The following is an 11,223-nucleotide window of genomic DNA, read 5'->3' as shown; positions in this document are numbered from 1 at the left end:
GGAAGGCTGCGCATCCAACTCGCGGCGAAGTTTGCAGAAGCCTTGCAGCGTCAGCACTTCTTCTGGATCGACATGCACGTCATGCGTTTTCAGCAGGGCAGCCAGCGCCTCGGTGTTAGCCGGGTCGAATCCGGTGTGCACGTTATAGATGCCGAAGCCTAACTTGTCGCGCAATACGCGGGCGGCACAAATGTTGGCCGAAATCATGGCTTCTTCAACAATACGGTTCGCGATGCGGCGTGGTTCAGCAACGATATCCAGCACTTCGCCTTTTTCACCCAACACGAAACGGTAGTCCGGACGATCCTTGAAGACCAGCGCATGGGTTTTACGCCATTCGCTGCGGCTCAGACATACACGATGCAGCAGTCGAATTTGCGCGGCAATGGCGTCGTTTTCAGGCTGCCAGGTGCCCGCGTTTTCCAGCCAGTCGGACACATCGTCATAGGCCAGCTTGGCTTTGGATTCGATGGTCGCAGCAAAGAATTCGATATCGTCTTCAATCGTGCCGTCGGCGGCGATAGTCATGCGGCAGGCGAGTACCGGGCGCACTTCATTCGGGCGCAGCGAGCAGAGATCGTCAGAGAGTTCACGCGGCAGCATCGGGATATTGAAGCCCGGCAGGTAGTTGGTGAACGAACGCACTTTTGCCATATCGTCCAGTTTGCTGCCTTCGACAATCCAGGCGGTAGGATCGGCTATCGCGACGGTCAAATGCACTTTGCCATCCGCAGTCTCTTCTGCAAACAGCGCATCGTCCATATCTTCGGTGCTGGCACTGTCGATGGTGACAAAGTCCAACCCGGTTAGGTCGCGGCGCGTCAGACCTTCGTCCTGCATTTCTGTCGCGACGCCGTCCGGCGCCTCTTTCTCGAGATTGTGACGCGCCAGCGTTACCCACCAAGGGACGAAGTGGTCGTCACCGAAGGTGATAAATTGCGTCAGCTCAGCATAGAAACCACGGTCGCCTTTGAGAGGGTGGCGGCGCATTTCAGCAACGGCCCAGTCACCCTCTTTAAAATCATGCTCAACGCCACGCGCAGCACGGCACTGAATAGCATCTTTCAGCAGGGGATGATCCGGCACGATGGAAAGACGGTCATCTTTTCGGTGTACCTTGCCCACGAAGCGAGTCAGGAACGGTTCAATCAGTTCTTCTGGCTCGGCGGACTCGCGTTCCTTTTCCGTATGAATAACCGCTGTGACGCGATCGCCGTGCATCACTTTTTTCATCTGCGGAGGCGGGATGAAATAGCTCTTTTGCCCGTCAACTTCAAGGAAGCCAAAGCCCTTTTCCGTGGCTTTTACGACCCCTTCTGCACGCGGCGTCTGGGAATGCAGTTGCTGTTTAAGCTGCGCTAGCAGCGGGTTGTCCTGAAACATAATGTTCTATTTTCGTAGCCATTGAGCGGCTGACAGTTTTACGCGAATCTTACTGCTTCAGCAAGCGCTCTTTGGGTAAAGAGTATGGTTATTCCGCTTTGCCAAGGGCCACGCGCAGGCGGTCAAGCCAGCCGGTAAATGCGCTTTGAGTAAGCAGATTGACGGCGCGGATATCGGGGATCCCAACATCGTTCAGCGGCGTGAATTGCGCCGCGCTAAAACGATCCGGTGAACGGGTCAGTAGCTCTACTGCCGCAGTCAGCACCCCGTGCGTTTGTAGCGCGTTTTGACGATGATTGATCAGAATCTCGCCCGTCAGGTTGAGCAGCGCAGGTTCATGGCTCAGTACCGGCGTGAGCGCCTGAAGTTCAGGCTCCGCTTGCCAGCGTGAAAGAGTCTCAAGCTGGAGTGGGGTGGCGTAGCGCAGTTCGACGACGGGGAGTACAGGAGTCCATACAGGAATAGTCACCGGTAAGGAGTGAGGCGGAATATGGTGTCCGGGCAGCCAGCGCACAGGATGCCCCAGTAACGCCTGAAACACCGCCACAACGCGCGCCTGAAAGCCAATAAAGCCGATAATCTGGTTGATCAGCACCATGTCATAGGTAGTCAGGCCCACTTCATCGAGCTGTAGCTGCGCTTTGTGGTCAATGACGTCTGGTGAGCTGGCGAGCTGGCGGGCATATTGCGTGATTTGTGCCAGACGGCGGTTGCTTTCGCGAGAGGAGTCGGGACCAGGAAGCGGGGCGAGCAGGGCAGCGTAGTGGTTACAGAGTCGCTGAACACCACATGCCTGAGCGACCGTCAACGCCGTACTGAGTCTGTCGTAGGCGCTGAGCGTGTGCAGCCGGTTAACCTCAATATCGAGCGGGAACAGTAGGTGGCACATGGCCCTGGCGGGAGAGAGCCAGCCATGGCACGCGGTGACAATCTTTTCAGGTAGATCTAAATCGAGCAAAAAACGATCGTCGACGTTAGCGGCTTCGGGCACCAAAGGCAGGACATCCGTTTGCGAGTGGTTGGACTGGGTTTCATGATACCAGTGGCCTTTGCCGGAAAAGCGGCGTTGTTCCATGGGCGTTCCTTGATCTCAAAATGGCGATCAATATCCTGGCGTAAGGCGGATGAGGGGAAAAATATTGTTAGGTGATAACAAATAACAGAAGGGAATAACGAAGAGGACTGCGGGGGGAGAGAAACTCTCTTCCCGGACGGGAAGAGAGTGACATGCTTATTTGATTTCCAGCTCGTTCATTGCAGCGATGTTGAAACCGCCGTCAACGTGAACCACTTCGCCGGAGATACCCGCAGAAAGGTCAGAGCACAGGAAGGCTGCAGAGTTACCCACATCTTCAATGGTAACGGTACGACGAATCGGGGTAACCGCTTCGCAGTGTGCCAGCATTTTACGGAAATCTTTAATACCGGAAGCGGCCAGGGTGCGGATAGGACCTGCAGAGATGGCGTTAACGCGCACGCCTTCAGGACCCATAGCATTCGCCATGTAACGTACGTTCGCTTCCAGAGAGGCTTTAGCCAGACCCATCACGTTGTAGTTAGGGATTGCACGCTCTGCGCCCAGGTAGGACAGGGTCAGCAGGGCAGCGCCCGGGTTCAGCATCGCGCGGCAGGATTTTGCCATCGCAACGAAGCTGTAGGAGCTGATGTCGTGAGCGATTTTGAAGCCATCACGGGTAACCGCGTTCACGTAGTCGCCGTCCAGCTGATCGCCAGGCGCGAAACCGATGGAGTGAACGAAACCGTCGAATTTCTCCCACGTTTTAGCCAGTTCAGCAAACATGCCATCGATGCTTTCGTCTTGTGCAACGTCACATTCCAGAACAATGCTGGAACCCAGCTGCGCGGCAAACTCTTCAACACGGCCTTTCAGCTTGTCGTTCTGGTAGGTGAACGCCAGCTCAGCGCCTTCGCGATGCATTGCCTGTGCGATGCCGTATGCGATGGACAGTTTGCTGGCAACGCCAGTCACCAGAATGCGCTTACCGGAAAGAAAACCCATAGCTTTAATCCTTATATTCATTGCTAATTTTGCCTTGTAATTCATAGCGTTACAGGCGGTATTTCAAAATCATTCGAAATTAGCTCGAAATTATAGCCCACTCACAGCCCCTTGTGTCACGATATTTCTCGCACTTCTCCGAAGACGCCTGCCCCGAAGAATGCACCGCGGACTCGCGGGGGCTCAAAATTTCAGCATTCGTCCAGTATATCACCCGGTAACAGCTTCGCCTCATCCAACCAGAGAAGGAGCGCGATTCCACCAGGGTATTCACGCTTTCCTGATGTTGTCGACGAAACGCGCAATGACGATAAAGAAAACGGGTACGAAGAAGATCGCGAGAAGCGTACCGCTGATCATGCCTCCAAATACGCCGGTACCGATGGCATGCTGCGTACTGTCGCTCGCCCCCCTGGCCAGCATCAAGGGAACAACCCCTAAAGTAAAGGCTAACGAGGTCATCACAATTGGGCGCAGGCGCTGGCTGGCGGCATGAATGGTTGCCGCCAGCAGGGGCTGCCCCTGGCGATGGAGCTGCCTGGCAAATTCAACGATTAAAATGGCGTTCTTGGCTGACAGGCCGATAAGCGTAATCAGGCCGACCTTGAAGAAAACGTCATTCGTCATACCAGCAACAGACACAGCTATCACCGCGCCGATAAGACCCAGCGGAACGACCAGCATGACCGCAAAAGGAATAGACCAGCTCTCATACAGGGCGGCGAGTACCATAAATACGACCAGTATCGACAGGACGATAAGGCCCGGAAGCTGAGATTCCGATTTTCTCTCCTGCAATGAACTCCCGGCCCACTCGCCCGCCATACCCTGAGGTAAATCTCTGGACAAACTCTCCATAATCTTCATTGCGGTGCCGCTGGACTCTCCCGAGGCCGCATTTCCGGTAATGCGAATAGCAGAATATCCCTGGTAACGCGTCAACTGCTGCGGCGCAACGTTCCAGGAAAGCGTGGCAAACGTCGATACCGGTACCATCTGACCCATCCAGTTTTTCACTGATAACATCAGTATCTGCTCAGGCTGCATTCGGTAGGGCGCATCGGCCTGAATAATCACCTGCTGAACGCGGCCGTTATACGTATAGTCATTAACGTAATTTGAGCCCAGGGTGACGGAGAGCGTCTGGTTGATTTCATCAAATGAGACGCCCATCGCTTCCGCCTTTTCTCTGTCAACCTGGAGCGCAAGGCTTGTTCCTTCCGGAAGTCCGTCTATATACACGTCACTCAGTTCAGGGCGCTGATTAGCGTGCAGGACCAGCGCGTCGGCAGCGCGCTTTAACGCCTCGTAGCCCAGCCCCGCTCTGTCCTGCACGTACCAGGTGAAGCCCGACGAGGTGCCCATATCCGAAATGGCCGGCGGGAGCAGGCTCATCGTGACGGCATCAGAGACGTTCGCCATGCTGGCCTGTATCTTGTCGGCTTCGCCCTGAGCCGTCGAGCCCTGCCGATCTTTCCAGTCCTTCAGCGTAGTGAAGGCCATAGCCGAGTTTGGTCCTGAACCTGAAAACCCAAACCCCAGGATCATAATGTTGCTTTCAATATCCGGCTGGGCCGCAATTTCCTTTTCAAATTTTTTAACCACGTTGAGGGTGCGCTGCATCGTGGCATCAGAAGACAGCTGGATTGAGGACATAAAGTAGCCCTGATCTTCGTCCGGCAGAAAGGACGACGGTAACGAAGACAATCCCAGAAACAGCGCAGCACAAAGCGCAGCGTACAGGAGCAGCATACGTCCGCTTCGCTTCAGAACGGCACCCAGCCCGGCTTCGTAGCAGACAGTGAGCGAACGGAAGCGCGCGTTAAACCTGGCCGCGAACCGTCCACCTCCACTCTTTCCTGCCTTGTGCGGCTTGAGTAACGTTGCGCACAGGGCGGGCGTCAGCGTCAGGGCTAGAAACGCGGACAGCAGTATGGAGACCGCCATGGAAATACAAAATTGTCGGTAGATAATCCCGACGGATCCTTCAGCAAACCCCATGGGGATAAAGACCGCGGTTAGCACCAGCGTGATCCCTATAATCGCCGGGGTGATTTCCTGCATGGCTTGCCGCGTTGCGTCACGCGGGGACAGGCTTTTTTCCTCCATCAGTCGTTCAACGTTTTCTACGACCACAATGGCATCATCAACGATAATCCCTATCGCCAGCACCATGCCGAACATCGTCAGAATATTGATGGAGTATCCGCTCAACAGCATCACCGTGAAGGTGCCAAGAAGTGCGACGGGAGCAACAATCGCCGGGATAAGCGTACAGCGTATCTTATGCAGAAACAGCAGCATAACCAGGAAGACCAGGACCATCGCTTCCACAAATGTCTGAACAACCTTCACGATAGAAAGTTTCACAAACGGCGCGGTATCGAAGGGAACCGTAAACGTCATTCCGTCGGGTAACACCCGGGAAAGCTCGTCGATGCGCGCACGCACGCCTGAAGCCGTACTCATTGCGTTGGCGCCTGGCGAGAGCTGAATTGCCGCCGCCGTTGCGGGCACCCCATTTTCGCGGATACCAAAGGCGTAGCTTTGCAGGCCAGATTCAACCCGTGCAATGTCGGACAGTTTCAGGCGGGCGCCGGATGCGTCAGATTTCAGGGTGATATTCCTGAACGCCTCGACCGAGGAGAGCTGTCCCTTTACGGTGATGGGATACGTTACCCCTTGTCCTTCAGAAGCTGGCTCATCTCCCGTTTTACCGGGCGAAACCAGGGCATTTTGCTGGCCAACAGCGGTAAGAACATCACTTACTGAAAGCCCATAGCTGTGGAGCTTCATGGGATCCAACCATATGCGCAGCGCTTTTTCGCCGCCAAACAGCTGAACTTTCCCTACGCCGGGCACGCGACGAAGCTCGTCACTGACGTTTCTGGCAAAATAGTCGCTTAAATCGGCTTCCTCAAATTGACCTGTCGCGGACTTCAGCCCCACCATCATTAAGAATCCAGAATTAGCGGCCTCAACGTTAATACCGTTTTGTCTTACTGCCTGAGGTAAACGAGGCTCGACGGTCTTAATCTGATTCTGCAGGTCCATTTGCGCCAGCTTGATGTCCGTGCCTGGTTTAAACGTGACGGTAATTGATGCGGAACCGGTTGTGTCACTGGATGATTCGAAATAGAGCAAGTTATCGACGCCAGAGATTTCGCGTTCTATTAACGACACCACCGACGTATTCATGATATCGGGGCTGGCCCCCGGGTAACTGACGGAAATAATGATTCCCGGTGGTGCCACCGCCGGATACTGCGAAATCGGTAAACGGGGAATAGAAAGAAGTCCCGCCAGAACGATAAAAAGCGCCACTACCCAGGCAAAAACGGGGCGTTCAATAAAAAAATGAGGCATTAAATTAACGTCCAGTTACGTGAATTTCATCATCAGTGGAAACGCGTTTACCGATGTCCCTGAGCTGCGAAAATTTCTCAAGAAGCTGCGGTGCGTCATCGAGGCTCGTCGCAAACATCCACATGTAGGTCATCACGGAATAAATATGCCCGGCGGTGATACCGGTTGAGCGCGTCATCCAGACGATGGTCAGTGTAAAAAGCGCGGCAACAAGTACGCCAACCCACAAATAACCCCACGCCTCGCGGTCAGATAATGCGATACGTAAACGCGCAAGCATGGAGTAATGTCGGTGAAGGGTGGCCGTACCCGCCTTATGAACATAATCCACTTCTTTTTCCAGCCGATTATTCAGGCGCATGAATAGCCATTCATTTTTACGGGCATATTCGGAGACAAATCCCAGGAGGATAAGTACAATCGCAAAGCACATGACGCCGGCCCAAAATTCAATAAACAGCAACATGATTGCAGCACCTAAAAGTGAACTCAGCGATGTAATAAGCAGGGGAAGGTGCATTTCAAAGAAATCCACATACTCGCGCGAGAGCGTTACCCTGGCGGCGATTGCCGAATGGTTTAGCTGATATTTGCGTTGTGTCAGGACGACGGATACCGCGAGTCCGGCATAAATGCGTGCAAACGTGCGGGTGTCTACGCTCCGTCTGGCCGCGCCGATGAACCACATACAAAGTACCATCAGGCCATACAGCGCGGCGTTAAGCGTCTCACCTGCAAGGATGGCATTTATCGCGATACCTGCCAGAACGGGATAAAGTAAAAAAGTGACGTTTTCGGCCACCACCAGCAAGAAAGTGACAACCAGTTTTTTTCGGTACCGTATCGCGAGCTTTTTAAGCGAGTGCATCACACCGACAGATTCCGAAGAACGGAGATTATTATTACGATTCATCATTATGGGTAAGTCGTGTCAGACTTTTCAGTGTATTATTTTTGTGCAAAAAAATGAGGTAGAGAGTCTACCGCACGCCTGTTTAGCGGAAATGGGTGGTTTGTGGAGGACGTGTGGAGCTCAGATTCAAATCATTCTCATAATGAGGTACAGCGGTGTTCCGCCAAAAAAAATGATCAAATAACACTCGTAATAAAAGATCAGATCTTCGATGTCGGGCATCGCGTTTAACAGCACGGTGAACGTAATAATGAGATAAACAAAAATCACCATTAGCCAAAAGGCGATGACAAGTAGTTCAGTCAGCGCGCCAGCTTTATTTTGGATTGTCAAAGAGACAACCGACAATGCGATGCAGCCATAAATGATGGGGGAAGAGGGTAGTGTCGAGGCGACTTTTTCGTCCATTCTGTGTATCAGCACCAGCCAAATATATAATAATCCCCAGGACAGCATCAGGAATAGGGAATATATGCCGATTTTTTTAGGGTGGAAATATTTAGAGAGTTCCATGTTCATTATCTCAGCCAACTTCAGAATGTCTTTAAGGGACACGATTATTTAGTCACGTTCGATGAAAAGATGGCATATGCCTGAACAGCTATTTTGAACAGGCATTGTCGAGTTTTTATTGCCTGAATGTGTATGCTGTGTGGAGAAACAACCGGGAATTTAAATCCACCCCGCAAAATTTTTTGACCACGGCACTTTTTCCCGAAGACTGTGTCTTATTGTGCTAAAGATGTCTGATAGCGTGCTCAAAGGGATTTCACCCACGGAGATAGAATGTACAAAAATACGCTGATCCTTGTCGTTGAAGATGAAGAGGAAATCGCCGATATACTCATGAGCTACTTAGAGCGCTCGGGAATGAAAACGCTCAGGGCCAGCCAGGGCGAGCAGGCAATAACGCTTAATCGCCTCCATAAACCGGATCTCATCTTGCTGGACATTCACCTGCCCGTATGTGACGGCTGGAGCGTACTTACCACGCTTCGTCAGGAAAGTTCTGTCCCCGTCATTATGGTTTCCGCTCTTGATCAGGATGTCGATAAGCTCATGGGGCTGAGGCTGGGCGCGGATGATTATGTGATCAAACCCTTCAACCCTTCAGAAATTGTCGCACGGGTTGAGGCGGTGCTGCGCAGGACGAAACCCACGCTTCAGCAGGCGGGTTCCCTGCCGCTGAGAACGCCATTTATTACGGTCTATCCGGATGACTTCTACGTGGAAGTCACCGTGGGCGAAGAGGCTATCTCCCCGGTATTAACGACGACCGAATTTAAATTACTTACCTACCTGGTGAGATATCCGCGAAAGGTCTGCTCCCGTGAAGAGTTACTCAACGCGTGTCTGCCGGAAGGTGATACTCTCGACAGAACGGTTGACAGCCACATGAGCAAGTTGCGTAAAAAACTAGAGCTTGCTGGCCTTTACGGTGTTCCCGAGAGCATCAGAGGCATGGGCTATCGGCTTGGGGAAAAGAAATGAACAAAGAGTCTGTCCTGAGCCGTCAGATCTTAACGTATATGCTGTTGCTGACGTTTACGATAATTGCCATCGCCATACTGGGCTCCTGGTTTTTTTACTCCTTTATACTGGATCATCTCCCGGGTGGCGCTGTTGCGGGCGATGACGAGCAGATGACAATGTGGGACTGGGTATGGATTGGGACCGCGACAACGATTAGCCTGATTATTGCACTCTTTTTCACGGTCAAACTTTCATCACGAATACTGACCCCGCTTAACGCAGTAGCGTCCAGCCTGAAAAAGATTTCTCAGGGCGATTTGGACGCACGGGCATTTTGTACCAGTTCCCGGCTTGGTGAGATCAATCACCTTGTGACGGATTTCAATGAAATGGCGGAAAAATTACAGACGCTGGATATCCAGCGAAAATCCTGGAATGCCGCTATTGCGCACGAACTGAGAACCCCGGTCACGATCTTACGCGGACGGCTTCAGGGATTGGTTGACGGTGTTTTTACCCCGGACCCGGTTCTGTTTAATAATCTTCTCAAGCAGACGGAAGGGTTAACCCGTCTGATTGAAGATCTCCGGGTTATCAGTTCGGGTGGCGGGGCGGGATATACCTTATATAAGTCCAGAACGGATCTAAAAGGGACAATACAGGATGCACTCGATACATTCATGCCCGAGTTCAACCGTAAGGCATTTACCGTCAATACAGAACTGAGAGATCAACAATGCGTATTCGATCCATTACGTATCAATCAGTGCCTGACCGTTTTATTTGACAATGCCTTACACTATTCAACCTCGCGCAAACTCATCGTGAAAAATGGCGTTTCTGATAAAGGCAATTATATCCTTATTCAGGACGGGGGGCCGGGCATCCCCAGGGAGTTTCATGATTTTTTATTTCAGCCCTTTCAGCGCGATAATGGCACCAGACATTTGAACCCGGAAGGCTGTGGTTTGGGCCTGTCGGTAGTAAAAGCCATCATGCTGGCTCATGATGGCGATGTTACCTATACCTTATCGACGCAAAACCATTCGATATTTAAACTCACCTGGCCCGACTCGTGAGATTCAGCGGCAGGCCAAATGTGCCTGCCCGCGATAAATGCCATATTTTTCCTAACTTAGCATCCCATTCCTGCGGGGTAATTGTCAGTTTACCGCGTCTTGGGCTTAAGGTTATTTCACTGAAGTAGATTTCATCTTTTTTCAGCATAAGGTCAACGCGGCAGTAGTCAATTCCAGCCGCCAGCTCCTGGGATGCCAACAATGCCTGTCGGAACAAGACCGGTTCGCATGGATCAGATGAAGTATTCGGATATTCCATCTGGAAGGGTTGTAAGTTCCAGTGCCTGTCATAAACGTTGATAAAACCTTTGCCGTTATCATCCGTAAAATCCGCTTCAATATAGTGGGCAACGCCATGAAAGCAATGGATCCTTAGCATTTCGGGCGTTATATTCCTGTCAGCATCATCGAAGAGATCGATGAGCGGCTCACAAAGTATACTCGGCGCAATGTTTTTGTATTGCCATTCGCGCGTGGTGTAGTACAAATTTTTCTTTAACGCGAGACTCAGTTTTTTACACGCTTCCCTATCGTTAAATTGCGCTTTGTTTGTACATATTACTGTGCTGCCACTGTCATGGTTGCACTTAAGGACGAACTTGTCAGGGAGTGCTGAAAAATCAATCTGCGACGCCCGGGAATAAACGCCAATTAGGGGAACCGTTTTCACTCGTTTTGTTCTGGAGGAAACGTATGCCCGAACGGCGAGTTTATCGGCGAGCATTGTGTAGAGGTTATTATGGTCATAGACCAGACGATGACATATTTTTTCACTCAACGTAGTGGGTGATTGAATGTTTGGGATTCTTCCTGAGGTTTTTTTAAGCCTGGTTGTATGGAAATGCAGGTCTGTGATTAAAAAAGAACGGCATTTTCTTATTAGATATTCAGTGTATTTGAGAACGTAAGTGGCGTTATTCATTTCTTCTCCTCCGTAATTTCTGGATATTCTGGAGGGGAACTATTGATTTATTTTGTGTGAAATATGG

Annotated in this window: 9 protein-coding genes; 2 read left to right on the top strand and 7 right to left on the bottom strand. The window is 51.6% G+C overall.

The window, feature by feature from the left end:
- The 6 genes from K5E19_RS04965 to K5E19_RS04940 all read right to left on the bottom strand — a co-directional run.
- A partial coding sequence (locus K5E19_RS04965) for an exoribonuclease II (protein WP_221550251.1) occupies positions 1-1,383 on the bottom strand: 1,383 nt, incomplete at its 3' end.
- 88 nt (positions 1,384-1,471) lie between these two features.
- Positions 1,472-2,458, bottom strand: a complete 987-nt coding sequence (locus tag K5E19_RS04960; protein ID WP_221550250.1) for a CMD domain-containing protein — start codon at positions 2,456-2,458, stop codon at positions 1,472-1,474.
- Positions 2,459-2,614: 156 nt separating this feature from the next.
- Entirely contained in the window at positions 2,615-3,403 is a 789-nt protein-coding gene (fabI, locus tag K5E19_RS04955; RefSeq protein ID WP_010431723.1) for an enoyl-ACP reductase FabI, read from the bottom strand.
- Positions 3,404-3,673: 270 nt separating this feature from the next.
- Positions 3,674-6,769, bottom strand: coding sequence for a multidrug efflux RND transporter permease subunit (locus tag K5E19_RS04950; RefSeq protein ID WP_221550249.1), 3,096 nt, complete (start codon positions 6,767-6,769; stop codon positions 3,674-3,676).
- 4 nt (positions 6,770-6,773) lie between these two features.
- Positions 6,774-7,685, bottom strand: coding sequence for an ABC transporter six-transmembrane domain-containing protein (locus K5E19_RS04945; RefSeq protein WP_409334597.1), 912 nt, complete (start codon positions 7,683-7,685; stop codon positions 6,774-6,776).
- 123 nt (positions 7,686-7,808) lie between these two features.
- Positions 7,809-8,195 carry a transporter gene (locus K5E19_RS04940; protein ID WP_221550248.1) on the bottom strand — a complete coding sequence of 129 codons (387 nt, stop codon included), beginning with the start codon at positions 8,193-8,195 and terminating at the stop codon, positions 7,809-7,811.
- A 273-nt stretch (positions 8,196-8,468) separates the two neighbouring features.
- Here K5E19_RS04940 and K5E19_RS04935 point away from each other — a divergent pair, with 273 nt between their 5' ends.
- Together K5E19_RS04935 and K5E19_RS04930 are read left to right on the top strand one after the other, a co-directional pair.
- Positions 8,469-9,173 carry a response regulator gene (locus tag K5E19_RS04935; RefSeq protein WP_221550247.1) on the top strand — a complete coding sequence of 235 codons (705 nt, stop codon included), beginning with the start codon at positions 8,469-8,471 and terminating at the stop codon, positions 9,171-9,173.
- Positions 9,170-10,234 (top strand): ATP-binding protein, encoded by a 1,065-nt coding sequence (locus tag K5E19_RS04930; protein WP_221550246.1) that lies wholly within the window; start codon positions 9,170-9,172, stop codon positions 10,232-10,234. Before K5E19_RS04935 ends, K5E19_RS04930 begins: the two co-directional genes overlap by 4 nt.
- Here the strand turns inward: K5E19_RS04930 and K5E19_RS04925 are convergent.
- Positions 10,215-11,156 carry an ATP-grasp fold amidoligase family protein gene (locus K5E19_RS04925; RefSeq protein ID WP_221550245.1) on the bottom strand — a complete coding sequence of 314 codons (942 nt, stop codon included), beginning with the start codon at positions 11,154-11,156 and terminating at the stop codon, positions 10,215-10,217. The two genes, K5E19_RS04930 and K5E19_RS04925, sit on opposite strands and share 20 nt — an antisense overlap.
- Between the last annotated feature and the right edge of the window lie 67 nt (positions 11,157-11,223).

The sequence above is a fragment of the Enterobacter sp. RIT637 genome, from assembly GCF_019718755.1.
Taxonomy (GTDB): Bacteria; Pseudomonadota; Gammaproteobacteria; order Enterobacterales; family Enterobacteriaceae; genus Enterobacter.
The sequence above is the reverse complement of the archived record's forward strand: the minus strand, read 5'-3'. Positions and strand labels throughout refer to the sequence as shown.

Bases quoted from the DNA above. Each gene is read 5' to 3' on its own strand.
- K5E19_RS04960 (WP_221550250.1), bottom strand. From the start codon at position 2,458: ATGGAACAACGCCGCTTTTCCGGCAAAGGCCACTGGTATCATGAAACC.
- fabI (WP_010431723.1), bottom strand. From the start codon at position 3,403: ATGGGTTTTCTTTCCGGTAAGCGCATTCTGGTGACTGGCGTTGCCAGC.
- K5E19_RS04950 (WP_221550249.1), bottom strand. From the start codon at position 6,769: ATGCCTCATTTTTTTATTGAACGCCCCGTTTTTGCCTGGGTAGTGGCG.
- K5E19_RS04945 (WP_409334597.1), bottom strand. From the start codon at position 7,685: ATGATGAATCGTAATAATAATCTCCGTTCTTCGGAATCTGTCGGTGTG.
- K5E19_RS04940 (WP_221550248.1), bottom strand. From the start codon at position 8,195: ATGGAACTCTCTAAATATTTCCACCCTAAAAAAATCGGCATATATTCC.
- K5E19_RS04935 (WP_221550247.1), top strand. From the start codon at position 8,469: ATGTACAAAAATACGCTGATCCTTGTCGTTGAAGATGAAGAGGAAATC.
- K5E19_RS04930 (WP_221550246.1), top strand. From the start codon at position 9,170: ATGAACAAAGAGTCTGTCCTGAGCCGTCAGATCTTAACGTATATGCTG.
- K5E19_RS04925 (WP_221550245.1), bottom strand. From the start codon at position 11,156: ATGAATAACGCCACTTACGTTCTCAAATACACTGAATATCTAATAAGA.